The 26,652-nt window shown below is 37.1% G+C and carries 21 protein-coding genes and 2 tRNA genes; 12 read left to right on the forward strand and 11 right to left on the reverse strand.

Features of this window, described 5'->3' with window-relative positions; all coding sequences use genetic code 11:
* Nucleotides 1-7 precede the first annotated feature (7 nt).
* The 3 genes from KO524_RS01050 to KO524_RS01060 are packed head-to-tail and all read left to right on the forward strand — an operon-like array spanning nt 8 to nt 1,868.
* A complete protein-coding gene (locus KO524_RS01050) occupies nt 8-598 on the forward strand; it encodes a LemA family protein (protein WP_219288320.1) in 591 nt (196 codons plus the stop codon).
* A gap of 13 nt (nt 599-611) precedes the next feature.
* Nucleotides 612-1,049: a TPM domain-containing protein gene (locus KO524_RS01055; RefSeq protein ID WP_219288323.1), complete on the forward strand. Its 438-nt coding sequence runs from the start codon at nt 612-614 to the stop codon at nt 1,047-1,049.
* Entirely contained in the window at nt 1,050-1,868 is an 819-nt protein-coding gene (locus KO524_RS01060; RefSeq protein ID WP_219288325.1) for a YgcG family protein, read from the forward strand.
* Between the two features lie 90 nt (nt 1,869-1,958).
* Here the strand turns inward: KO524_RS01060 and KO524_RS01065 are convergent, their stop codons facing one another.
* The 3 genes from KO524_RS01065 to era form a co-directional block, all read right to left on the reverse strand.
* Nucleotides 1,959-4,745, reverse strand: a complete 2,787-nt coding sequence (locus KO524_RS01065) for an outer membrane beta-barrel protein (protein ID WP_219288326.1) — start codon at nt 4,743-4,745, stop codon at nt 1,959-1,961.
* Between the two features lie 67 nt (nt 4,746-4,812).
* The gene (gene der / locus KO524_RS01070) at nt 4,813-6,117 is read right to left on the reverse strand and encodes a ribosome biogenesis GTPase Der (RefSeq protein ID WP_219288328.1); all 1,305 of its coding nucleotides are present in this window, start codon (nt 6,115-6,117) and stop codon (nt 4,813-4,815) included.
* Between the two features lie 117 nt (nt 6,118-6,234).
* Nucleotides 6,235-7,119 carry a GTPase Era gene (gene era, locus KO524_RS01075; protein ID WP_219288330.1) on the reverse strand — a complete coding sequence of 295 codons (885 nt, stop codon included), beginning with the start codon at nt 7,117-7,119 and terminating at the stop codon, nt 6,235-6,237.
* Between the two features lie 117 nt (nt 7,120-7,236).
* On the opposite strand from era, the gene KO524_RS01080 reads away from it, so the two are divergent.
* Both KO524_RS01080 and KO524_RS01085 read left to right on the forward strand, forming a co-directional pair.
* Nucleotides 7,237-7,309: transfer RNA gene (locus tag KO524_RS01080), tRNA-Met, on the forward strand.
* A gap of 112 nt (nt 7,310-7,421) precedes the next feature.
* A tRNA-Met gene (locus KO524_RS01085) sits at nt 7,422-7,494 on the forward strand.
* Between the two features lie 369 nt (nt 7,495-7,863).
* Here the strand turns inward: KO524_RS01085 and KO524_RS01090 are convergent.
* From KO524_RS01090 to topA, 8 genes are all read right to left on the reverse strand, one after another.
* Nucleotides 7,864-9,783, reverse strand: coding sequence for an ABC-F family ATP-binding cassette domain-containing protein (locus KO524_RS01090; protein ID WP_219288333.1), 1,920 nt, complete (start codon nt 9,781-9,783; stop codon nt 7,864-7,866).
* 119 nt (nt 9,784-9,902) lie between these two features.
* On the reverse strand, nt 9,903-10,952 hold the full coding sequence (locus tag KO524_RS01095; RefSeq protein WP_219288335.1) for an FAD-binding oxidoreductase: 1,050 nt from the start codon (nt 10,950-10,952) through the stop codon (nt 9,903-9,905).
* Nucleotides 10,953-11,027: 75 nt separating this feature from the next.
* Nucleotides 11,028-11,915 (reverse strand): gliding motility protein GldN, encoded by an 888-nt coding sequence (gene gldN, locus KO524_RS01100; RefSeq protein ID WP_219288337.1) that lies wholly within the window; start codon nt 11,913-11,915, stop codon nt 11,028-11,030.
* A gap of 32 nt (nt 11,916-11,947) precedes the next feature.
* A complete protein-coding gene (gene gldM, locus KO524_RS01105) occupies nt 11,948-13,507 on the reverse strand; it encodes a gliding motility protein GldM (protein WP_219288339.1) in 1,560 nt (519 codons plus the stop codon).
* A 35-nt stretch (nt 13,508-13,542) separates the two neighbouring features.
* Nucleotides 13,543-14,220 (reverse strand): gliding motility protein GldL, encoded by a 678-nt coding sequence (gldL, locus tag KO524_RS01110; RefSeq protein WP_219288341.1) that lies wholly within the window; start codon nt 14,218-14,220, stop codon nt 13,543-13,545.
* Nucleotides 14,221-14,284: 64 nt separating this feature from the next.
* Nucleotides 14,285-15,679 carry a gliding motility lipoprotein GldK gene (gldK, locus tag KO524_RS01115; protein ID WP_219288344.1) on the reverse strand — a complete coding sequence of 465 codons (1,395 nt, stop codon included), beginning with the start codon at nt 15,677-15,679 and terminating at the stop codon, nt 14,285-14,287.
* 129 nt (nt 15,680-15,808) lie between these two features.
* Nucleotides 15,809-16,960 carry a formimidoylglutamase gene (locus KO524_RS01120; RefSeq protein WP_219288346.1) on the reverse strand — a complete coding sequence of 384 codons (1,152 nt, stop codon included), beginning with the start codon at nt 16,958-16,960 and terminating at the stop codon, nt 15,809-15,811.
* 5 nt (nt 16,961-16,965) lie between these two features.
* The gene (gene topA, locus KO524_RS01125) at nt 16,966-19,494 is read right to left on the reverse strand and encodes a type I DNA topoisomerase (RefSeq protein ID WP_219288347.1); all 2,529 of its coding nucleotides are present in this window, start codon (nt 19,492-19,494) and stop codon (nt 16,966-16,968) included.
* A gap of 350 nt (nt 19,495-19,844) precedes the next feature.
* Here topA and miaB point away from each other — a divergent pair, with 350 nt between their 5' ends.
* The 7 genes from miaB (at nt 19,845) to groL (ending at nt 26,500) form a co-directional block, all read left to right on the forward strand.
* Complete coding sequence (miaB, locus tag KO524_RS01130) at nt 19,845-21,293, forward strand: tRNA (N6-isopentenyl adenosine(37)-C2)-methylthiotransferase MiaB (protein ID WP_219288349.1); 1,449 nt, start codon at nt 19,845-19,847, stop codon at nt 21,291-21,293.
* Nucleotides 21,294-21,332: 39 nt separating this feature from the next.
* A complete protein-coding gene (locus KO524_RS01135) occupies nt 21,333-22,628 on the forward strand; it encodes a sigma-54-dependent Fis family transcriptional regulator (protein WP_219288351.1) in 1,296 nt (431 codons plus the stop codon).
* A gap of 13 nt (nt 22,629-22,641) precedes the next feature.
* Nucleotides 22,642-23,145, forward strand: a complete 504-nt coding sequence (locus KO524_RS01140; protein WP_219288353.1) for an LptE family protein — start codon at nt 22,642-22,644, stop codon at nt 23,143-23,145.
* A gap of 15 nt (nt 23,146-23,160) precedes the next feature.
* Nucleotides 23,161-24,018 (forward strand): tetratricopeptide repeat protein, encoded by an 858-nt coding sequence (locus tag KO524_RS01145; RefSeq protein ID WP_255555085.1) that lies wholly within the window; start codon nt 23,161-23,163, stop codon nt 24,016-24,018.
* Nucleotides 24,019-24,024: 6 nt separating this feature from the next.
* Nucleotides 24,025-24,405 carry a preprotein translocase subunit SecG gene (secG, locus tag KO524_RS01150; protein ID WP_219288355.1) on the forward strand — a complete coding sequence of 127 codons (381 nt, stop codon included), beginning with the start codon at nt 24,025-24,027 and terminating at the stop codon, nt 24,403-24,405.
* Nucleotides 24,406-24,551: 146 nt separating this feature from the next.
* Nucleotides 24,552-24,827, forward strand: a complete 276-nt coding sequence (gene groES / locus KO524_RS01155) for a co-chaperone GroES (protein WP_219288357.1) — start codon at nt 24,552-24,554, stop codon at nt 24,825-24,827.
* A 44-nt stretch (nt 24,828-24,871) separates the two neighbouring features.
* A complete protein-coding gene (gene groL / locus KO524_RS01160; protein ID WP_219288359.1) occupies nt 24,872-26,500 on the forward strand; it encodes a chaperonin GroEL in 1,629 nt (542 codons plus the stop codon).
* The last annotated feature ends 152 nt before the right edge of the window (nt 26,501-26,652 follow it).

Here is a 26,652-nt window from a genome sequence, read left to right on the forward strand (position 1 = left end):
ACTTCCTATGAAAAAGTGGCTTATCCCCGTAATTATTATTGCTGTCATCGTAATTGGTCTTTACAGCTGGGCAAAAAGTTTTAACAACACTGCCGTAACTCTTAATGAAAACATTCGTGAAAGCTGGGGTAACGTCGAAACCGCTTACCAACGTCGAAACGATTTAATCGGCAATTTAGTCAACACGGTAAAAGGTGCTGCCGATTTTGAAAAAAGCACTTTAGAAAGTGTTATTCAAGCGCGTTCAGAAGCGACAAAAACGGTTATTGATCCGTCTAATATTACGCCAGATCAATTAGCAGAATTCAATAAAGCACAAAGCGGTGTCTCTTCTGCCTTATCTAGATTATTGGTTAGCGTAGAGCGCTATCCCGACTTAAAAGCAAACCAAAATTTCTTAAAACTGCAAGACGAGCTCGCTAGTACTGAAAATCAAATTCTAACAGCAAGAACGCGTTTTAACGAAAACGTAAAACCGTATAACAACCATATTAAAACCTTCCCAAACAGTTTGTTTGCAGGTATCTTTGGATTTAGCGAAAAAGCTTATTTTGAAGCCGTTGCTGGAGCTGAAAAACCGGTAGAAGTAAAATTTTAATTTTAAAATAACCATGGGACTAGTAGAACGTTTTTTTTCCGAAGCTGAAGAGGCTGAAATTGTCAAGGCGATTATTAAGGCAGAGGAGAATACTTCTGGCGAAATTCGCGTGCACTTGGAAGGACATACCGATTTGCCTGCGTTTGACCGAGCCAAAGAAGTATTCTTTGACTTAAATATGGACAAAACAGCAGAGCGCAACGGTGTACTATTCTACTTAGCTATTGAAGATAAGTCCTTCGTCATTATCGGTGACGAAGGAATCGATAAAAAAGTCGAGGCAGATTTTTGGGACTGCATCAAAGATACGGTCATCGAACATTTTAAAATCGCTGACTTTAAAACTGGACTGATCAAAGGCATTCTTAGATCTGGCGAAAAACTTAAAGCCTATTTTCCCTATCAAAAAGATGATGTCAACGAACTTCCAAATGAAATATCAAAAGGATAAATGAAAGATTATTTTCAAAAAGCTTATCAAAAAAGCCTATTATTTATTGTTGTTCTTATCAGCACACTTGGGTATAGTCAATTTACGATACCCGAAGCTCCAAAGAACTTACAAGAGCAAACCAGCGTATATGATTATGCTAAAATTTTAAGTGCCTCCGAAAAAGAGGCTCTTGAAAAAAAGTTAATTCATTATTCCGACTCAACCACAACTCAAATGGTCGTTATTACCATTCCTTCGCTAAAAGGAGAAGACATTGGTATATTAACACCTAAGTGGGCTCATCAATGGGGTATTGGACAAGCTAAAGAAGACAATGGTATACTGATACTATTAGCTAGAGACGAACGTAAAATATGGATTTCTCCAGGTTATGGTGTTGAAGACCGTTTGACTGCTGGAATAGTTGGTCAAATGATTCGAGACGTTATCATTCCCGAATTTAAAACGGGCAATTATTACCAAGGTTTAGACAAGGGTACGGATGCGATAGTCGATATACTCAAAGGAAAATACAAAGGAACCCGAAAAGCCAATCCGGAAAATGACGGTAATGGTATTGGAACCCTAATTCTTATCTTTATTGCGGTGGTTCTTTTACTTTATATATTTAGTAGAAAAGGCGGCGGTAAAGGCGGTAGTGGTGGTCGATTTGCTGGCCCAAGCTTAGGAGAAATGATTATACTTAGTAGCTTAGGTCGCGGCGGAGGCGGTGGCTTCGGTGGAGGAAGCGGCGGCGGATTTGGCGGCGGAGGCGGATTCGGTGGTGGATTCGGCGGCGGCGGATTTTCTGGCGGTGGCTCTGGCGGAAGCTGGTAAAACCTATTCAGCTAGTCAATCACTTAAAAAACAAAGAGGCGATTCCAATATGGAATCGCCTCTTTGTTTTAAAGAACGTACTATCTATATTTACATGCTACGAACACGCATCCTAGGAGCACCATCTCTAACTCCTCTATTAGGTCGTTCATTTTTCATTTGCTTACCACCAAACTGGTCGAGTTTATAGGTTAAGGAAAACATTACATAACGCTTTAGTACCGTATTTTCCGAATCAACAATCGCAGTAGGATCTATTGTTCGCGTGGAGCTGATATTCTGATTTAACAGGTCATATACCTTAACCTTTGCCATAAATTTCTTATCAAAAAACGCATAAGACAAACTCGTATTCCACAAATAAAAATCTCTTTTAAACCCGGACGCAATATTGGAGTTATAAGTATATCCAAAATCATTTCCGAAAACCCAATTCTCAGGCCAATAAGTGGTAGCTTGTAGATTCAACCGATGAGTAAAATTTGTAGCACTACTTACAGCATAATTTTTATAGTCTGTAGTATTAGAGCTATAACTGTACGACGGCATAATAGAAATTAAATCGCCGTAATCCCAACTCAAATATACCCTTGGCGAAATGGATGTTGCTTGAGCTTCATATAATGTTCCATCTGTAAATCCTCTACTGTTGGAAAAAGTATAGCGCATATCAATTCCGTAGCGGATTTTGTGCTCATCAATGGTATATGACTTATTCCAATTTCCCCCTAACATATAGGAATAAGCACCTGAAAGTTCGCGATATGTAGTGGTTCTCTTCCTGTTTTCATCGTAAATAGAATAGGTAACGACTTGGTTGTCGAAATAACTTCCTCCCAGATAGAAACTGTATCCAGAACGACTAGCAAAATCGTAATTTCGAAAACTCAAAAAGGTCGAGTGGGATTTATTGGGATTTAAATCTGGATTTCCTATGACGGTATTCAACGGATTAGACACATCTTCATAATCCAAAACCGATCTGGCATCTACCATTTGTGCACTATACTGATAAGAACCCCAAACCGATAAAGACTTAGTAAAGCGGTAATTCAAATACGCACTCATCGCTGGAAGTATATATTTTTTTGAAAAATCAATATCCGTCTCTTTATAAACGGCATTAACATCGTATTGTGTAATAGCCAGACCTGGAGCCAAACTCAAATTGAATTTCGACTTTGAAATCCGAATTGCCGTTATGGGTCTAAGTACTTTTATTTGGGTGGTATAATAATTGGTTAAATCCACATTCGGCTGAACATAGGATTGCGATGCATCATCAAAATCAAATACACGTTCCTCTTGTACGTTATTGGTCCAATCGTATCCCAAATTAAATTCCAACGCCAGAGAGTCTACTATAGGTTGTGAATATTCGAGTTCTAAACTGTAATTATCGGAATTCGAACGCGTTTTACTATACTGTTTTCTAAAATCATCTTGGTCGGGTTCGTTAAAAAATCGCGTCGCAGATTCATTGCGATTTTGCCCGTCGTTGGTTGTATTTTGATTGCTTAATGCCACGGTAAAATACTGACCTTTAGTTTTTAAGTTTTTAGAATACCGTATTTGATTGGAAAAATTTAAACTATTTGAACTATTATAAGCCTCTGAATTACTCTCATTTAACCTGCTTCCTCGATCGTCAACATCATATTGATCAGATATCGACTTTGATGTTCGGAACGTTTTTGATAGTTTAGGCGATACAAATAAGGTTGCCGTCGAATCGATTTTATATTCTACAGAGAAGTTACCGTTGTGCGATTCGCTATTCTGATTTGTCGCTCCATTGGAGAAGGTTGTAAACTCCCCTGAAGGCAATAAGTTTATACGAGTCGACCGATTTTTATTTTCACTATCACTGGAATTGTAAAAATAACTTCCGGTTGTACTCAAATCTTTGATGAATTCGTCCGAGTAATTCAAACCGACCATATTGGACTGTGTAATTCCAGAACCACCAGAACCAGACGAGCCAAAACTACCTGAGCGTCCTCTACCGCCACCCATATTATCAAACACTTCATCCATCGAAAAGCCCGAAGCATTAATATTATTTGATGAAGCTAAGACACTTATCTTTTGCTTTCCCTTAAAATAATTAGCCAACAAACTTCCCTCATAGCGCTTATCAGAGCCATATCCGCCCATAACTTTGCCGAAAAAACCTTTGTTTTTATCTTCATCTATGGTCAAGTTAATACTGGCATTATTGGAACTGGATGCCTTTTTGGTAAATTCTTCTTTTTTGGTTTTGGTATCTGATATCTGAATTTTATTGATTAATTCTGCCGGTAAGTTTTGTAGAGCAATTTTTCCATCTTCATCAAAAAATGGTTTTCCATTGACTAAAATCTGATTGACTTCTTTACCGTTAACCGTTATTTTCTTGTCGGCATCTATCTCCACGCCAGGCAACTGCTTTAACAATTCTTCTACATTGGCGTCCGGGCGGACTTTAAAGGAGGCCGCATTAAACTCGACTGTGTCTTTTTTGATTCGAATCGGAGGAATATCTGCGACAATAACCAACTCATCTAAGTTGGTCATCACGCTTTTTATTTGAATTTCGGATAAATCGAAATTGGCGTTTAAATCGTCAAATTGTTTCACATAATCGGTATAACCCAACATAGAAACCTTAAAAAAAACAGGCCGCGCTTGTTTTTTTAATTTGAGATTAAAATCGCCTTTGGAGTTGGTTATAGTATAATCTATCAATGTAGAATCTTTGAGAACCGATAAAAAAACCGTTGCAGATTCAACGGGTTTTTTATATTCATCCACTACATTCCCCTTTAACTCAATAGTACTTTGTGCGTGAATTAGCCCTGCTATCATCATCGCAAAAAAAAGTATGGTTTTTTTCATATTAGAGCAAAAAAAAATGCGGTTTAATTGAGTAAACAATAACCGCATTTTTTTATTTATATAAAAATTATTTTTGTCTGAAATACAAATCGATTGGCACACCGTTGAAATCATAGATTTCACGAAGTTTATTTTCAATAAATCGTTTATAAGGATCCTTAACATATTGCGGCAAGTTTGCAAAAAACACAAACTGAGGAGTCGGTGTAGGCAATTGCATACAATATTTAATTTTCACATACTTTCCTTTAAGTGCTGGCGGCGGTGTTTGCTCAATGATTGGCAACATCGTTTCGTTAAACTTAGAGGTTGCAATCCTGCGTTTACGCGTTTCAAAAACATTTACTGCTGTTTCCAAAGCTTTTAACAACCTTTGTTTTGTAATGGTCGACGTAAAAATAATAGGCACATCGGTAAATGGGGCTATTTTTTCGCGAATATCTCTTTCAAATTGAACCGTTGTCATGGTTTCTTTTTCAACCAAATCCCACTTGTTAATCAGAATTACAATTCCCTTTCTATTCTTTTCTGCCAACCAGAAAATACTTTGATCCTGTCCTTCGAAGCCACGAGTAGCATCAACGATTAAGATACAAACATCACTATGTTCGATAGCACGAACTGAACGCATTACAGAATAAAATTCCAAATCCTCTTTAACCTTAGCCTTACGACGGATTCCAGCCGTATCTACTAAGTTAAATTCAAATCCAAAACGGTTGTATCTCGTGTCAATAGCGTCTCTTGTTGTACCCGCTATATCAGTAACAATATAACGATCTTCTCCAATTAATGCATTGATAAAACTGGATTTTCCCGCATTTGGTCTACCAACTACAGCAAAACGAGGCAAGGTCACTTCTTCAACTATAGGATTGTCCGGTAAAGCAATTACCAAAGCATCTAATAAATCTCCTGTTCCACTTCCCGTCATACCAGCAATAGTAAAATACTCCCCTAATCCTAAGTTATAGAATTCGTAAGCATCTTTTTCTCTTTGCCCATTGTCTACTTTATTTACTGCTAGAAAAATGGGTTTAGTAACTTTTCTAAGCAATTTTGCTACTTCTGCATCCATAGGAGTAATCCCCTCTTCTACATCTACCATAAAGATAATTGCATCGGCTTCATCTATCGCTAATTCTACTTGGCGTCTGATTTCTGCTTCAAAAACATCATCCGATCCTTTTATATATCCCCCGGTATCAATAACAGAAAATTCTTTTCCGTTCCATTCACTTTTGCCGTAATTTCTATCACGTGTAACTCCACTCACTGAATCCACAATGGCTTCTCTTCTTTGAATCAATCGATTAAAAAAGGTGGATTTTCCTACATTTGGTCTCCCAACTATGGCTACTATATTGTTCATAACTCCTATAAATATTTTGCAAAGGTACTATTTCGATGCGAGATTTCGATTATTTTTATTTTTCAATTGCGAATAAACCCAATAATTGATTTCTAAATCGTAAAAAGTGCCCTAATACTATTTTTGATTGTATCCAAAACGACGTAATTGAAACGCACTATTTCTCCAATCTTTATTCACTTTTACGAACAATTCGATGTGCACTTGTTTTCCAAAGAATTTTTCTAACTGTTCTCTGGCCATGATTCCTACTTTTTTAATAGCCGCTCCTTTATGACCAATGATGATTCCTTTCTGACTGTCCCGTTCTACCATTATCAAAGCACGAATACGGATGATTTCTTCATCTTCCAAAAACTCTTCGGTTTCAATCTCTACAGAATAAGGTATCTCCTTGTCGTAACACAATAAAACCTTTTCACGTATGATTTCATTTACGAAGAAACGTTCTGGTTTGTCTGTTAACGCATCCTTCGGATAGTATGCCGGCGATTCGGGTAAGAGTTGGATAATACGCTCAAAAACTTCGGTTACATTGAATTTCTCTAAAGCTGAAATAGGAAATATCTCCGCGTTAGGTACTTTCTCTTGCCAAAGTGCCACTTGAGTTACCAACTCCTCTTGATTGGATAAGTCAATCTTATTAAGTAATAGTAATACCGGAATAGTCGAATTGGTTATTCTCTTAAAGAAAGCTTCGTCTTTAAGTTCTTTTTCACCAATCTCGACCATATATAATAAGATGTCTGCATCTTCGAAGGCCGACTTTACAAAATCCATCATTGATTTCTGCAAGTCATAGGCGGGCTTAATGATTCCAGGAGTATCCGAAAACATGATTTGGAAATCTTCTCCGTTAACAATGCCCAAAATTCTATGTCTTGTGGTTTGTGCTTTAGAAGTAATAATGGACAAACGCTCTCCTACAAAGGCATTCATTAGAGTGGATTTTCCGACATTCGGATTACCAATGATATTTACAAAGCCTGCTTTATGTGTCATATGTTGTTTTTTTACTTTGACAAAGGTAGCTATATCAATCAAATAGAGAAAATAAAAAATAAAGAGCTTTAAATTCTTTTTTAATACAAAAAACGTTGTACATTTGCACTACAAAATCGCGGGATAGAGCAGTAGGCAGCTCGTCGGGCTCATAACCCGAAGGTCACAGGTTCGAGTCCTGTTCCCGCTACTAAGTAACTCCTCTTAAAAAAGGATATTTTTATCAAAACGCTCTTAAGAATAAAATCTGAAAATAAATTTTGATAATTCAAAAAATTGCAATACATTTGCACCTCAAACATCGCGGGATAGAGCAGTAGGCAGCTCGTCGGGCTCATAACCCGAAGGTCACAGGTTCGAGTCCTGTTCCCGCTACTAAGTAACCACTCTTTTCAGAGTGGTTTTTTTATGCCCTAAAGTCAAGCATTGCCGTTTTTAGAGAATAAGACCACCTTATTTCCAACCAACTAATATCCAAAATCTATTTTAAGACTCTGTTCTTACCCCTAAGACGATTGAAATAAAATCATATACTAACCACACAATTGAGTATAAATCTTGCCTTGCACCGTACACATGATATCCTATATTATAAATTAGCGAGGCAAAACCCACACCATTACTGTCTTTAAAAGTTTGTTTTTAAGCATAAAATCATCCGTAAATCAATTCCCTCACTGGCAAAATCAATCACAACACTTTATAAAAAAACAAAAAAAGCCGTCTTCTTAGGACGGCTTTTTCTTATTTTAAGGTCTCTAGTTCTTCTTGAACCAGCTCCCAATCTTCCATTAAAGTATCTAAATTTTTCTTTTTCGCTTCGTAGTCTTTAAAAAAGGATTCATTTTGCATCAACTTTTCGTAATCAACAGCTAGCTTGGCGTCGTCTTTCTCAATTTTCTTCTCCAGTTCTTGCACTTGACTTTCTATCTTGCTCAAACGATTCTGCAATGCTTTTTGCTTCTTCTGATCTTCATAAGAAATCACTTCTACCACTTTTTCCACTTTTCGAGATGCTTTGGGCTGCGCTACTTTCTTTTCAACTTCACGCATGTTCTGCAAATTGCGTTGCTCTAAGAAATAATTGATATCCCCCAAATATTCCCGAATCGCCTGATCTTTGAACTCATACACTAAATTAGACATTCCCTGAAGAAAATCCCTGTCGTGAGAAACCAGTATCAAAGTTCCTTCAAAGTTCTTTAAAGCCGTCTTAAGTACATTTTTAGACTTGATATCCAAGTGATTCGTCGGCTCATCCATCAACAATACATTAATAGGCTGTAAAAGCATTTTACACAAAGCCAATCTATTGCGTTCCCCTCCCGAAAGTACTTTTACTTTCTTCTCTACTACATCACCTCTAAATAAGAATGACCCCAGCATATCTCTAACCTTTGCTCTATTTGAATCCGTTGCTGCTTCCAACATCGTATCTAACAAAGTCATCTCACCGTCTAAATGATCCGCTTGATTTTGAGCAAAATATCCAATCTGAACATTATGTCCCAACTTAATATTTCCATCGTATTCAAATTCATCAACAATGGCTTTAATTAAAGTAGATTTTCCTTGTCCGTTTTGCCCGACAAAAGCAATTTTTGATCCGCGCTCTACCAATAAAGAAATATCCTTAAAAACGGTTTTATCTCCAAAACGTTTAGTAACATCCTCAATCTCCAACACTACTCTTCCCGGAATAACACTAACAGGAAAAGAGATATTCATTACTGAATTATCATCTTCATCGACTTCAATACGCTCTACTTTGTCTAATTTCTTAATCAACGACTGCGCCATCGAAGCTTTAGATGCCTTTGCTCTAAACTTTTCGATTAGCTTTTCAGTTTCCTCAATTTTCTTGGCCTGATTTTTTTGTGTTGCTAATTGCTTTTCACGCAATTCCTGACGCAATTCCAAATACTCCGAATAAGGCTTATTGAAATCGTATATTTTTCCTAAAGAAATTTCAATAGTACGGTTGGTCACATTGTCTAAAAACATTTTATCGTGAGAAACAATAGCTACAGCTCCCGGATAACTTCTCAAAAATTGCTCTAACCAAATAATACTCTCTATATCCAAGTGATTCGTAGGCTCATCCAGTAAGAGAACATCGTTATTTTGCAATAACAATTTGGCCAATTCAATACGCATTCTCCATCCACCAGAGAAGGTATCGGTTAATTTATCAAAATCTTCTCTTCTAAATCCAAGTCCTAGTAAAACCTTTTCGGTTTCCCCAATATAGTTGTATCCACCAATAATCTCAAAACGATGGGTTAAGTCACTCAATTCTTCAATTAAATCTGAATAGCTTTCTGATTCGTAATCGGTGCGCGTAACCAATTGCTCATTGACAGACTCCAATTGATTTTCAACAATTTTAATGTCCACAAAAGCTTGATAAGCCTCTTCCAATACCGTTCTACCCAACACAAAATCAATATCTTGTTTTAAGAAACCAATAGAAAGTTCCTTTTCTGTGGCTATACTTCCCGTATCAGGCTCAATCTCCCTTGACAAAATTTTAAGCATGGTCGATTTTCCCGCACCATTTTTACCTACCAATCCCACTCTATCTCCAGCACCCAAGCGAAAAGTAACGTTTTCAAACAAATATGTTCCCGAAAAAGAAACCGATAGATTATGTATATTTAACATGTATTATATTTTCTATTAGAAGCTTAGCTCGTAAGCATTTATATTATTTAACCCCTTTTTGTAAAAAAATTAGGCGCTGCAAAATTAGTCTAAATTTAGGAATATAAATACATTCCTTTTCATCCCTTTTTTTTATCAAACCTTTCTATAGAAATATTGCTATCTAAAGGTACCCCATCTTCAATATTTTGAAATAAATATTTTGCCAAAAAAGGACCTAGAAGCACACCTCTTGTACCCAATCCATTTAACAGATGAATACGAGCACTCTCTTTAGAGCGCCCAACCAAAGGGCGCCTATCCTTAACCGTAGGGCGCACGCCTGCAATTTGCTCCACAATTTCAAACTCTAAATTGACTACACTTCTAAGTCCTTCCAACAATTCTTCCTTAGCAGCGACCGTAATGTTATCCGATTTATCGTTCCAATCATAGGTAGCTCCAACTTTATATAAATCGTTGCCAATAGGAATTAAAAAAACACCTGCTTTAAGGATTTCATTAAAATTTAATTGAGGAATTCGCACTATTAAAAGCTCACCTTTCGTTCCATCCAACGGTAAATCATTAAAAAAAGGATTTTCCAACATCCCATATCCCTCGGCAAAAACAATATTTTTTGCCGGAATGTTTTTATACACTACACCCTCATTATCAAATTGCAATTGATTATAATCGAAATCTGCATGTAAATACATTTCTCTTTGCTGCAAATATTTTCTATAACTACTTATTAAAAGCGCCGTATCAACATAACCGGTTTCAAAAACCTCACCAAATGAGAAGGCAGCCTTTACTCCATTATTCTTATTAGGAACCAATTCAGAAGCCAAATAAGCACTTAAATTAGGTTTATCCGAAGCTTCAAACCAATTATTCTGCTCTTCCACCGACATCAATCGTCTATACAAAGGCAGTTTGTGATCAAGTTTTACTTGAAGTTTTTCTTCCAGCGCCTTAAAAAATGGTCTCGCCAAATCCAATTGTTCGCGTACTTTCCAAACTTCTGTAAAGCGTTTTAACACTACGGGATTATACATACCACCTGCCACTTGCGAAGAAGAACGCTTTTCCCCATCGATTACCAAAATTGATTTTCCAGCCTGCAAAGCGGTTTCCGCAAAACAAATACCGGCAAGTCCCGAACCTACTATAATATAATCTACCATAATGAATAAATTTTAAACAAGAAAAAACTCTTACCTATAAGATAAGAGTTTTTTTTATAATTAATGTATGCAAAATTAGTAATTCCACATATCATCTTCAAGGTTTCTAATCGATTCTTTGATTCTTTCTGCTTCAAGCAACTGTTTCATAGAATTGTCCTTTACATAATCGTCTATACGACGATCTCCGAACATATTGTCCACTTTGTAGATACTAGCACTAAATCTACGAGAATTCAACATATGGTCAAAATTGATTGAGCGCATTGGATTTTTCTCGTTGAAAGCATAATTTCTATGCAAAACTTCTCTAGCATCTGGGAAGAATACCCAAAATAATTCAACAAAGTTTTCGTTGTCAGATCCCATGGTATAAATATCCGGAACTACAGGGCAAATACCTAACAAACGGTATTTCAATTCCCCTTGAGTTCTGTCAAAGTACCACATCCCAACGATGTGATATTCCTTAACGTGACGGGCTTTTAATTCTTCAGTTACGATATATTCGTCAGGAATTTTCTCTCCTGCATTATAATATTCACGACCTGCGTCCATGGTGTCTACTTTCGTAAACGAGGTTTCCAAATCTTTTAAAGTACGTTTTTTCGTGAAATCACTACCATCATACACTTCTGTAATTTCACCAGATTTGATACCATCGATTAAAACCTCATAAAGGGCCTTACGACCAGCTATTGCAGAATCATCAACAGGATAATAGTAAGGTAGATTCATTTTCTCGTCTAAAGAGATTACTTCCCATACCTTTTTCCCAAATAAAATATCGCGGTCAGAGACATATCCGTAAGGAATTGGGCCTTCGCTGTCCACAATAATATCAGCAAAAGATTTCAATCCAATCTCTTCAGCCGTTCTTGCATTAAGCAAGTTCGCCTGTCCGTATCCAGTTACAGAAATCACACAGAATGCGACGAATGATGATAATTTTTTCCAGTTCATATTGTATTTATTTTCTTTTTATATTATCGAAATTAATTAATCTCGAATGTACAAGGTGCCGATTTTGGCAACATATAATCACCTGCTCCTTCTAGACGAACTTTAATATCTGAAATCACTACTACATCACCAGTTCTCGCTTTTTGAATAGCCGATCTAGCTCTGTCGTTCATACGATTCCCTTGAACAACCACAGACGGCTGACCTGGAACTTGTAGAACGAATCCTGTAACAGTTAAATTAAGATCAAAATCAAAGTCTTCTAATTTAGCTCCGATACTAACAATTTCTAAGTTAGATTTAGGTCCTTTAGCAGAGTACTCTCCACGAACAGTACCTCTTGGTGCAGGAATTCCTTTGATTCTAAAAGTTTTTCTATCCGAAACCTTAGATCCATCAGGAAGTGTACCCGTAACGTTAATTACCACTTCTCTCCCCGCCCCTGGGTTCATAATGTATTGATCAGCTTTAGCGCCTTTTCTCAATCCTGGTGCAGAAGCACTTACTTTATCTGAAGAGATACCAGCAAATGAAATTGTCATTGGATTGGCAACACCTCTATAAACCACATTCATTTTATCTGCAGAAATTGTAGCGGAATTCGGTTTAGGAACTACTACATAATTTCCATCAATTGGAATCGGAATTTCTTTTCCATCTTCCATAAATGAGAATGTACCTGTAATTTTATGTTCTCCTACGTTACCCGTTCCAAAAGACAAGTTAACTTGTCCGTCTTCCAAAGCATTCGCTAGGTTAACTTGAGATCCGTTTACAACCACTTTGGTCGGTACAGTAGATTTGTCATAACGACCTAAAACCACTTTCCCTTTAAAGCTTTCTCCTGCAAAATAAGCTGTTTTTTCTGAAATGACAATAGCTTTATAATTTTTCATAGAAGCTGCTTGTGTTAAAGTATTTCCCATGAATGCATTAATCAAATCATGTTCAACCACTTTTACATCATTTTGCATAGCCGTTAATTTAGTCAACGATGCAATCGCAGGAAATCCTTGAAAGTGATAACTCAAATAAGGTTTTACAACTCCTTCAGAATCTTTGATATCCGCTATGTTAAATTTTCGGTCTAAATCTTGAAGTATCGGTAAATATTTTACGTCTTCTCCAACTGCTGCTTTCATATCAGCTTTGTATTTGTTGATTTTATTGATGATTTCTGTACCTTTTTCAGAATACTTATCACCTTTAAACCAACCTGAATCTACAACATCACCCTTATCCATCGTTTCATACTGTAGTCCTCCCGTTTCCGAACGATCTACTTTTTCAGTAATTGCAACTTTCAAAGTTTCAATATAATTGTAAAAGGCTTTTGAAATCGCATCGATTTCTTTCGCTTTTTTACTTGGTTCAGAAAATCTCGTAGGATCATCTGAAGCTTTTATATCTAATGCTTGTAACAATAAATCATTAGTGTCACCAGCCGATTTATTAGCTAATTCAAATTTTTCGTTCATCATCCCAAAAGCAGAAAGAACCTCTTTTGACATATTTAGGGCCATCATCGCGATGAAAACCAAATACATCAAGTTGATCATCTTCTGCCTAGGGGTTAGTTTACCTCCTGCCATTTTTCTCTAATTAGTTTAAATTAATAATAAAAATACTAATTAGCATTTCTTGATCCACCTCCCATAGCAGAAAGCATTCCACCATAAACGGTATTTAATGATGCTAAATTTGACGTTAAAGATTGCATTTGCTCTTTTAACTTCATGTTGTTTTCAGCTACCTCGTTGTTAATTTCCGCGTTTTTAGTTGCACTCTCTAATTGGATTTTATACATTCCATTTAAAGACTCCAATTGTGAAGAAGCCAAAGACATTTCTTCTGCATATTTTCTTGTAGCAGCCATTGTATCTACAGTAGGAGCAATTTCCTTAGCTGCAGATTCAAAGTTTCTGATACTTTTATTTAAACTATTCATTAACTCCCCATCAATTTTAGCATCTTTTAAAAGTTGATCCAATTTTTGAGAAAGCATTCCTTCCTCTTGAGTAGCAACACCTCCAAAACCAGTTCCACCGAAACCAGCTACTTGTACTGCTTTAGCTTCACCTCCTTTTAATTCCGGATATACTCTTGACCAATCCAAATCATCATCAACTGGTTCAAAAGCCGAGATTGCAAAAATCAGTGCTTCTACAACAAGTCCAATGGTCAACATGATATTTCCATTTAAAGGGCCAAATTCCATATGAGTAATTTTGAATAAAGCTCCGAGAATTACGACCGCTGCCCCCATCCCGTAGCAGAAGTTCATCACTTTTTTAGGTATCGCCATAATTTGTGTAATTAATTTAGTTAGTTATTTATTTGGTTTTTTATTTGGTTTTTAGTTTTCGATATTATCTAGCTCCTTTAGGGGCATCTACCACATTAGGTCCTGAGTAAGTTTGAACAGTACGGAAACCGATATAACTTCTAGCTGTATCCGCAAATTCAGAATCTCTAGTACTTACTTGTAAGAAGTAGGCTGGATCTCTCCATGAACCACCTCTAACAACTTTTAAAGGATTAGAGCTCCCTCTTTCTCTTGGTTTTAATGATGCTACAAAATCATAAGATGCCGGATCATAAGAAGAACTTGTCCACTCAGACACGTTTCCAGACATATTATATAAATTGTAACCGTTTGGAAGATATGATCTCGCCTCTGCAGTATACAATGCTCCATCCGCCGCATAGTTTGTTCTAGTCGGTTTGAAGTTGGCTAAGAAACATGCTTTTTCATCCGTAGTATACGGACCACCCCATGGGTACATTGCTGATTCTAAACCACCTCTAGCAGCATATTCCCACTCTGCCTCCATTGGCAAACGGTATGCATTCACTTGAAACGATTCTCTTCTCGATTTTAAATGAGCGTTTTTATACAAGGTTCTCCAAGCACAAAATGCTTTTGCTTGATGCCAGTTTACACCAACAACTGGGTATTCGCCATAAGCTTCATGCCAAAAATAGTCGTTGTGCATTGGTTCATTATAAGAAAATTGAAACTCTTTTATCCAACGGGTTGTATCTGGATAAATCATGATCGTTTCCGATTTCATGTGTTTGCTTCTCTTTTCTCTTACGTTAGTGCTTTTATCTCTAACTGCTGCTTCAATATCCATATAAGAATATTTAAATGAAAGCTTAGAAGCATCAAAAGTTTTTAAACCGTTGAATGATTCGCTAGCAGGTAGGTATAATGAATCCATTACCTCAACAAAATACTCATCTGGATATTTTTTTGAATTAACCGGCAATTTTGCCTTTTTATTCAATTTTTTTCCTGCGTATAAGTCATCATCCATAGACATGCTATAGTAATTGTCGTACATATACTTTTCGTATGGAGTTTGGTTTTCTGGATCGCCCTCTTCTAAGAAAGCAAATTCACCAATCCCTCCTGATCCTTTAGCCATCCCCATTTCGTCAGCAAAAATAGCCAACCTCGTTCTAACTACAGAATCTTTTACCCATTCAACAAATTTTCGATACTGATTATTCGTGATTTCCGTTTCATCCATATAAAATGAACCAACTGTAACGGATTTCGTAGGGGCATCTTGAGTGTTTAGGAAATCTTCACTAGATTTTCCCATCGTAAAAGTACCTCCAGGAATCAAAGCCATACCGTGAGGCTTCTCTGTTTTCCATTGTCTTCCTTGTACGCCACCTAATAGCTCACCTCTATCGCCAGAACCACAACTGAATAACATTGATACAACTGCTGTTAGTGTAATGAACTTCTTCATATATTTTTGGGTTTATAATATTTTAATATTTCAAAGGCGTAAACCTATTTATTTATTTTTAATTACACAACGAAAATCGGAAAAAAAATTAATTTATATTTAACATTTAATTCTTTTAGCGCTCTTTTGTTACAGAAAACTCTTTTTAATCGCTTTCCACCAACGCTCAGGCACTTGCTGAGCAGTAGCTAAGAGATAATCCTCGTAGCTACATGGCAAGAGTAACTTTCTTTTTATAGAATCATTAACACTTCCTCCAAAAGACACCTCAATCCACCATCGTTCCGTTTTATCACTCTTAAAAAAAATCAAATCGTCCTCATCAACGATCGGAACAATGTATTTAAAATAGCTTTCCTTGCTAACAAATGGATATTCATTCGCTCTAAAATTAAAGCCTTCGACAAAATACCAAAGAATTTGTGCTATTAATAACGCTTCTCCAATGGAATTATTATGATTAAAAACGCCAAATAAACTTACGCGATCACTTAGTCCCGAATAACGCGATAAGGCACAAATTTCCCTACCATCGAATCCATTGGGGTTAAAGTAATCAAAATTTCCGGAATCAGCCGATTTAACAGCCATCATATCAATACTGACTATGTCTGCATCGCGCAAAACGGGTTCTGCCAAGGTATGATCGTTCGAAATTTCACCGACTCTATAGGCTTCAAAATACATTTTATCTATCAAATCAATTTCCTCTTGCGAATTGAAATAGGTTTGATAGCCTAAATTGGCATAATTGAACAAATTATTAGGAGCCTCCATAATTATCCGCGACAGGAATGATTCTGCCGCAAATCCCTCTTCTTTTACCAAATCGAGCTTGTTGTCAATGCAAACCAAATTCACCATCTGCTCCAATTGATCATAAGCTCTGTACATCGGATAAGTCAAATCTTGAGATCCCCCAATAATTACCGGTACAATTTTATTGCGAATCAATTCGGCTATTAAGTTTTTTAAAACAAAATAAGTGTCCTCTATATTCTCACCCGGAATTACATCGCCAAAATCAATCATCCTGGCTGTCCAATTGCCGGGGAAAAGCGAATAAAATGCTTTTCTAATTTCCAAAACGTCAGACCAATCGCTACCATCTTGCTGTCCTCGGTTATCCAATACCCCAATAATTCCAATTTGATAGCTGGAAAAAGATTCAAAAGTACCTCCAGAGAAGAAGCTTACTTTTTTACCCAAGGCTTGTCGTGATAATCCATCGATAAATTGCAAAAAATCATCGCTTAAGGGTCTCAAAAACTCAAAAGTCATAAGCCTTATTTTTTAGTTGTTGTCTTTTTAGTCGTTGCTTTTTTTACCGCAGCCTTTTTAGCAGGAGCTTTTTTAGCAGCTGTTTTCTTTGCAGGAGCTTTTTTCTCAATCATCTCTTGAACTTCTTCTAGAGTCAATGCAGCTGCATCCACTTCTTTGCTCAATTCAATTTTTAATTTCCCCTTTAAAATCACTGAACGACCCCATCGCGCTTTCTCTACGCGAATACCTTCTTCTTTCCAATCGTGAACTACCTTGTCGATATCCTTTTGAATTTTATCGCTAATCAACGCATCAATATCGGCTTTCGACAGGTTGTCAAAATCATATTTTTTATTTACATTTATAAAAGTACCGTTCCATTTTAAATAGGGTCCAAAACGACCAACACCTTTTTGTACTGGTAAATCTTGAAAAGTAGCAATAGGTGCATCGGCAACTTCTTTTTCCTTAATCAACTCTAAAGCGCGTTCCAAGCTTACATCCAAAGGGTCTTCTCCTCTAGGCAGCGAGATAAACACTGCTCCATGGCGCACATAAGGACCAAAACGACCATTATTAACCTCGACTTCTTCCCCTTTGTACTCACCGAGCATTTTAGGCAATAAAAACAGGGTCAATGCCTCGTCCAGTGTAATTGTTCCAATATTTTGATCGGGTTTTAAGCTGGCAAACTGCTTGTTTTCTTCATCGGCATCACCGATTTGAGCAATGGGTCCAAATTTACCCAAACGAACCAATACCGGTTTACCCGATTGAGGATCGGTTCCGAGGATTCGCTCACCAGATTCTCTTTCTGCATTCTCTTCTACATCGCGTACAATCGGATGAAAATGATTGTAGAAATCTTGCATCATCTTTGCCCAATCTTCATTTCCAGCAGCAATCTCATCAAAATCTTGCTCTACTTTGGCCGTGAAATTGTAGTCCAAAATAGTTCCAAAATTTTTAACCAAGAAATCATTGACAATCATCCCGATATCGGTAGGCAATAATTTCCCCTTTTCAGAACCCACTTTTTCGATTAAATCAGAAGAAGTAACGGTTCCGTTTTTTAATACCAACATCTGGTAAGGTCTTTCTTTTCCTTCAGAAATTCCCTTTTCAACATAGGTTCTGGCGATAATCGTAGAAATTGTCGGCGCATAAGTTGACGGTCTTCCTATACCCAATTCTTCTAGTTTTTTAACCAACGAAGCCTCAGTATATCGAGACGCTGGTCTAGAAAAACGCTGAGTAGCCGTAATATAGTTATTGAGCAGTACCTCATTGATTTTTAATGCAGGTAAGATTCCTTCTACCTCTTCCTCCTCATCGTCATGCCCTTCTAGATATACTTTTAAAAAACCTTCAAACAACAGTACTTCTCCCGTTGCACTAAAGAGCTCTTTATATTGATTGGCTTCAATCTTAACATTGGTTCTTTCCAAACGGGCATCGCTCATTTGCGAAGCTAAAGTACGCTTCCAAATCAAGTCGTATAAACGCGCTTGATCACGATCAATATTTGCTTGATGCAAAGACATATCAGTTGGACGTATAGCCTCGTGAGCTTCCTGAGCACCCTTGCTTTTGGTAATATATGTTTGAGGTTTGCTGTATTCCGCACCATAAGACTTGGTGATTTCAGCAGCAGCAGCCTTCATGGCATCTTGAGATAAATTAACACTATCCGTTCTCATATAAGTGATTAACCCACTCTCGTACAGACGTTGCGCCAACATCATGGTTTGCCCAACGGTATAATGTAGTTTTCTAGAAGCTTCCTGTTGTAAAGTTGAAGTAGTAAACGGTGCTGCCGGTGATTTTTTGGCCGGTTTGGTCTCTAAATCGGCTACTTTATATTTAGCTCCAATATTTTTGTTTAGAAAATCCTGAGCCTCTTTTAAGGTAGGGAAATTCTTAGGTAATTTTGCTTTTAAGGTTTTACCGGCTTCATTTGAAAACTCGGCTGAGATACTAAAAGACGCTTCCGAATTAAAGTTGTTTATTTCCCTTTCTCGCTCTACGATTAATCGTACAGAAACCGACTGCACACGTCCTGCAGAAAGTCCGCCTTTAACTTTTTTCCACAATACAGGCGATAATTCATATCCTACCAATCGATCCAAAACACGTCGTGCCTGTTGGGCATTAACTAAATTATAATCGATTTTTCGCGGATTCTCAATCGCTTTATGAATTGCGGTTTTTGTGATTTCATGAAAAACAATTCTTTTAGTCTTGTCATCTGTCAAATTCAATTCTTCAGCTAAATGCCAAGCAATCGCCTCTCCCTCCCGGTCCTCATCGGAAGCCAACCAAACCATTTCTGCTTTTTTAGAAAGATCCTTCAGTTTCTTTACTACTGCCTTTTTATCTGGAGAAACCTCGTATCTGGGTTTAAAGCCATTTTCGATGTCAACTCCTATTTCTTTAGACGGAAGGTCAGCAATATGTCCATAACTGGATTCAACTTGAAAATCTTTACCCAAAAACTTTTCGATGGTTTTTGCTTTCGCAGGGGACTCCACTATCACTAAATTCTTTGCCATTTTTCACTATTTTATGGAGCAAAAGTATGCGAATTTTTTAAATATTGCGTTTTTACCCATTTTAAAAAAAATATTTCAATCGGAATTGGTACTATCATTTTGTTTGATTCTACGTTTACATCGGTTATAAAACCCTTAAAATTAACTAAAAAAGAAAAAATAGTCGTGTTCCTTATCAAATGTATAATTCTTTGTCAAAAAGAAATTCGCCCTATAAAATTTAAAACAACTCCTATATATTATTCCAATTGATTCCAATAAAAATGTTAAATGTAAAGCTGTCAACTTGTCAGAATACATTATTATGTACTATCTTTGCTCCTAGATTTTGACCCCGTTTAGAGTAAGATATGGAAAAGGTAATTGAGGAAACAAAACAAGGAACTTCCCTTGTTTTAGAACATAAAGCAGGAAATACAAAGAAACTTTTTATTGAGAGTTACGGATGTGCTATGAATTTTTCGGACAGTGAAATTGTAGCTTCAATCCTTGCCAATGAAGGCTTTAACACAACTCAAATTTTGGAAGAGGCCGATTTGGTTTTGGTGAATACTTGCTCTATACGAGACAAGGCCGAACAAACCGTTCGCAAGCGTCTTGAAAAATACAATGCTGTAAAAAAGATTAATCCAGGAATGAAGGTAGGCGTTTTGGGCTGTATGGCAGAGCGTTTAAAAAACCAATTTTTGGAGGAAGAGAAAATAGTGGATATGGTTGTAGGACCAGATGCTTATAAAGATTTACCCAATTTATTAAAAGAAGTAGAAGAAGGCAGGGATGCGATTAACGTTATTCTATCCAAAGACGAAACCTATGGCGACATCTCTCCGGTTCGCTTATTGAGTAACGGAGTTACTGCTTTTGTATCGATAACCAGAGGTTGTGACAATATGTGTACTTTCTGTGTGGTTCCCTTTACTAGAGGACGTGAACGCAGTAGAGATCCCCAAAGTATTTTGGAAGAAATAGCCGATCTATCTGAAAGAGGTTTTAAAGAGGTTACTCTTTTAGGACAGAACGTGGATAGTTTTCTATGGTATGGTGGAGGCCTTAAAAAAGATTTTATCAAGGCTAGCGAAATGCAAAAAGCTACAGCTGTTGATTTTGCACAACTTCTAGAGATGTGTGCCGTTGCTTATCCAAAAATTCGATTCCGTTTTTCCACTTCGAATCCACAAGATATGCATGAGGAGGTTTTTCACGTTATCGCAAAACACCATAATGTATGCAATTACATTCACTTACCTGTACAATCGGGTAGTACGCGAATTTTAAAAGAAATGAATCGTCAGCATACTCGTGAAGAGTATATGCAGTTGATTGATAAAATACACCTCATTATAGAGGATTGTTCAATTTCCCACGATTTAATAACTGGTTTTCCGACAGAAACAGAAGAAGACCATCAAGATACTTTGAGTCTCTTAAGATATGTCAATTATGACTTCGGTTATATGTTTGCGTATTCCGAAAGACCGGGTACCCTTGCCGCTCGTAAATTGACCGATGATATACCTGAAGAGGTTAAGAAAAGACGTTTACAAGAGATAGTCGATTTACAACAGGAAATCAGCCTTTCGAGAACTGCACGTTTTGTAGGTAAGACCGTTGAAGTACTTATAGAAAAATCTTCTAAGAAGTCTGATGAGCAGTGGTCGGGACGCAATTCTCAAAACACCACTGTAGTTTTCCCAAAAGGACACTATAAAGTAGGCGATTTCGTTATGGTTAAAATAAACGACTGTACATCCGCCACCCTTATCGGGGAAGCTGTTGATTACAGTTCGCTTATGCAATAACCGTTAAAAACCAATATTAACTTTACATTCTCTACTTTCATGGAAAGCATACAAGCCATCAAACAGCGCTTCGAAATTATTGGTAACGACCCAAAATTGAATCGCGCTATAGAAAAAGCCATCCAAGTTGCCCCCACTGATATTTCGGTTTTGGTTACCGGAGAAAGTGGTGTAGGAAAAGAGAGTATTCCCAAGATTATCCATGCCTTATCACATCGAAAACACGGGAAATATATAGCAGTAAACTGTGGTGCCATACCTGAAGGCACAATTGATAGCGAATTATTTGGTCATGAAAAAGGGGCTTTTACCGGTGCCATTGGCACTCGAGAAGGATATTTTGAAGTGGCTGATGGAGGAACTATTTTCTTAGATGAAGTAGGTGAACTCCCCTTAACAACTCAAGTTCGGTTGTTACGCGTACTTGAAAACGGTGAATTCATTAAAGTGGGATCGTCAAAAGTTCAAAAAACAGATATCCGCATTATAGCTGCAACTAATGTCAAGATGATTGAAGCCATCGAAAAAGGAAAATTTCGAGAAGATTTATACTATCGTTTAAGTACCGTCGAAATCTTGCTGCCTCCACTGCGAGAACGCGGCGACGACATACATTTGTTGTTTCGTAAATTTGCAGCAGATTTTGCTCACAAATACAAGATGCCTCCCATTCGTTTAGACGAACAAGCCGCTCAGTATTTGATTCGTTTTCGTTGGGATGGAAATATCCGTCAATTGAGAAACGTAGCAGAACAAATTTCCGTATTAGAAACGGAAAGAGTCATCACCCTTGCCGTTCTACAAGGATATCTTCCTACCAATCACAAGAATCAGCTTCCTAGTATCGTCGGCGGAAAGAAATCCGACAGCGAATTTAACAATGAGCGAGAAATTCTTTACAAGGTACTTTTTGATATGAAAAACGACCTAAACGACCTAAAGAAACTCACTTTGGAATTGATGAAAAACGAAAGTGTAGTCAAAGTTCAAGAAACGAATAAAAATTTAATTCAACGTATATACGGACAACACGACGATCCAAACCCCAATACACCCGCTACATATAACTCCGAGCAAAACGTTCAAAACGTTCAAGTGCTACCGATGGAAAAGCACGGTGCTGAAGAGGATTTTGACGAAGACGACTACGAAAACGAACATTATTTAATAGCCGAAACCGTAGAAGAAGAAGAAACGTTACGATTGGATGAAAAAGAAATTCAGTTGATAAAAAAAGCCTTAGAACGCAACCACGGCAAGCGAAAAGCTGCTGCAGATGAATTGGGTATCTCAGAGCGAACCTTATATAGAAAAATTAAACAATACGATTTATAAACCTAGAGTACTTATGAAAATAAAAAGCCTTCTACTGCTATTTATCTGTTGTTCTGCCTTGAGCAGTTGCAAATATTACAATTTTACGGGTACTGGAAAAATAGATGCCAACACCTTTCAAGTAAATTATTTTCAAAATACTGCGGCATTTGTAGAACCGGGTATTGAAAGAACTTTTACCTTAGCCTTACAAGATTTGATTCAAAATCAAACCAATTTGAGTTTGACCAATTCTGGAGGAGATTTAACCTATGAAGGAGAAATTGTAGATTTCCGAATTTCTCCCATGACAGCAACAGCCGATCAAAGAGCCGCTCAAAACAGGTTATACATCTCGATTAACGTTCGATTTATCAATAAAAAAACGCCTGAGGATGATTTTGAAAAGCGCTTTTCGCATTTCTATGATTTTCCGGCAAACGACCAATTGGTCGGGTCAAAACTAACAACCGCTTTAGATGAAATCTACGAGCGTATTACTCAAGATGTATTCAACGCATCACTGGCAAAGTGGTAACTAAAACACCGTATTTTGAACACGATTGACATACATAGCTTATTGCATCATCCCGAAAAGATGACACCGGAAAACACGGTACAATTGGAACAAATTGTGCGAGAATACCCGTATTTTCAATCGATTAAAGTACTGGTTCTAAAAGGTCTTTACCAACAAAAGAGTTTTCGATATAATGCGGAACTTAAAAAAACAGCTGCTTATACTTGTGACAGAGATGTACTCTTTGACTTTATAGTATCTGATCATTTTGTCGGGTACAAACCTTTGGATGTTGTTTTGGATTTGCAGCAACCAATGGAAGAACCGTATAAGTCCGATGCTGTTGAACCCAAAAACACGCCTTTAGTAGCATCACTTTTAAAAACCATACCACCGCCAAAACCCGAGTTGACCGATAGCGAAATCCCTGCTTCTACTCCGTCCTTTGACCAAAACAATTCCAAACAAGAGTTAGAAGAAAAACTTGAAATCGGACAACCGTTATCTTTTGCAACTGAGGAAAAATATTCCTTCCAAGAGTGGTTGCAACTGGCAAAAACAGGTCCAATTGTAAGGGAAGAAGCTCCGAAATTGCAAATAAATGACCCAGATAAACAAAAAAAACAAGAATTAATTAACAAATTTATCGAGACTAATCCCAAGATAGTAGCAACAAGAAATTCCGTTATAACTCCCGTAAATATTGAGGTTTCCGCGCAAGACAACAGTTATATAATGACCGAAACTTTAGCTAAAATTTATCTCGAACAAAAAAAATATCAAAAAGCGATACAAGCTTATGAGATTTTAATTTTGAAATATCCAGAAAAAAGTAGTTTCTTTGCAGACCAAATAATAGATATAAAGTCTTTACAACAATATAATAATTAAAAAACAATGAACACATTTACAATATTTTTAGTATTAATCGCAATTGTTTGTTTATTACTAATCGTAGTTATCATGGTACAAAACCCTAAAGGTGGAGGTTTGGATTCTTCTTTCGGAGGTTCAACGATTGTTGGTGGTGTAAAGAACACGAATAACTTTTTGGACAAGAGTACTTGGACACTTGGAGGGTTATTAATCGTTTTAATATTATTATCTGGATTAAGCTTTACAGGTGGATTTGGCGGAGAGTCTAAGATTTTAGATGAAAGCGCTATTTCAACAACACCAATTACTGCGCCAGCAGCAACACAACCTGCGGCAACAGCTACTGAAACTCCAGCAGCAGCTACAACAACACCGACACAACAAGAGGCACCTCAAGAATAAGAAGTTCTTTAAGTACAATATACCATGCCAGCTCTGACAAGCTGGCATTTTTTGTATATAAAATGTCAGGTTTGGGCTTTGGCACAGTTTATGAAAATTCAAGACTTGGAGATATAATAATATTAACTTCATAAAAATAAGAAATTATGGCATTAAACATTAAACCCCTTTCGGATCGTGTTCTAATCGAACCTTTACCAGCTGAAACCAAAACAGCTTCAGGAATTTTTATCCCCGATACAGCTAAAGAAAAACCTCAAAGAGGAATTGTGGTAGCAGTAGGAAATGGTAATAAAGACCACGATATGACAGTTAATGTAGGTGATACAGTTCTTTATGGAAAATACGCAGGAACCGAATTAAAATTGGAAGGTAAAGATTACCTAATTATGCGTGAAGACGACATTTTAGCGATTGTATAATACAACGTTAATCAAAAAGAATTAAAAACAAAAATCTAAAGAAAATGGCAAAAGATATTAAATTTGAGATTGAAGCGCGTGACGGACTAAAACGCGGTGTAGATGCCTTGGCCAATGCAGTAAAAGTGACACTTGGGCCTAAGGGAAGAAATGTTATTATTGGAAAATCTTTTGGTGCCCCTACGGTTACTAAAGATGGTGTATCTGTTGCTAAGGAAATCGAATTGGCAGACACTCTTGAAAACATGGGAGCACAAATGGTTAAGGAAGTCGCTTCTAAAACTAATGATTTAGCTGGTGACGGTACTACTACGGCAACAGTTTTAGCTCAAGCTATTGTAAAAGAAGGTTTAAAAAACGTTGCCGCAGGTGCAAATCCAATGGATTTAAAACGCGGAATTGACAAAGCTGTTGAGGCTATAGTTGCTGAATTAAGCGTACAAGCTCAAGAAGTAGGCAGTTCCATGGAAAAAATAAAACAAATCGCTTCTATTTCTGCTAATAACGACGACGTTATCGGTGAATTGATTGCACAAGCTTTCCAAAAAGTTGGAAAAGAAGGTGTTATCACGGTAGAAGAAGCCAAAGGAACTGAGACTTATGTTGACGTTGTTGAGGGAATGCAATTTGACAGAGGATACCTATCACCATATTTCGTAACAAATTCCGAAAAAATGGAGGTAGAACTAGATGATCCCTATATTTTGTTATACGACAAAAAAGTTTCTTCATTAAAAGAGCTTTTACCTATATTAGAACCGGTTGCTCAATCGGGAAAACCCCTTTTAATTATTGCTGAAGATGTAGACGGCGAAGCCTTGTCGACTTTGGTTGTAAATAAATTGAGAGGTGCCTTAAAAATTGCTGCTGTAAAAGCTCCTGGATTTGGAGACAGAAGAAAAGCTATGTTGGAAGACATCGCTATTTTAACAGGAGGAGTAGTTATTGCAGAAGAGCAAGGTTACACTTTAGAAAATACTACTTTAGACATGTTGGGAACTTGTAAAAGAGTCAACATAGACAAAGACAACACTACAATTGTAAGTGGTGCTGGAGAGGCTGATTTAATCAAAAATAGAGTAAATCAAATCAAAGCTCAGATGGAAACAACCACTTCTGACTACGATAAAGAAAAATTACAAGAACGTTTGGCTAAATTAGCTGGCGGTGTTGCAGTTCTTTATGTTGGAGCAGCATCTGAAGTAGAGATGAAAGAAAAGAAAGACCGTGTTGACGATGCACTACACGCTACTAGAGCCGCTGTAGAAGAGGGAATCGTTGCTGGTGGAGGAGTTGCCCTATTAAGAGCAAAATCTGTCTTAGCAAACGTTCAAACCATTTCTGCTGACGAAGAAACCGGTGTTCAAATCGTTGCAAGAGCTATAGAATCTCCTTTGAGAACCATCGTTGAAAACGCTGGATTAGAAGGATCCGTAGTGGTTGCAAAAGTATTAGAAGGCACAGGAAACTTCGGATACAATGCCAAAACAAACGAATATGTTGATATGTTAGCCGCTGGGATTATCGACCCTAAAAAAGTAACTCGTGTTGCTTTGGAAAATGCAGCTTCTGTTTCTGGAATGATCTTAACTACGGAATGTGCTTTAGTAGAGATTAAAGAAGACAACGGTGGCGGTATGCCAATGGGTGGCGGTATGCCAGGGATGATGTAAAATCCTCATACAATCACAAAAAAAGCGGCTTTGAGCCGCTTTTTTTGTGATTCAAAAGTTGGTTGTTAGTGCTTGAGAATTGAGCACAAATACCGATATAGAAAAAGGGATTGTCCTATTAAGACAATCCCTTTTGAATTATATTTAAAAAG

The sequence above is a fragment of the Flavobacterium sp. NKUCC04_CG genome (assembly GCF_019345525.1).
Classification (GTDB): Bacteria; Bacteroidota; Bacteroidia; order Flavobacteriales; family Flavobacteriaceae; genus Flavobacterium.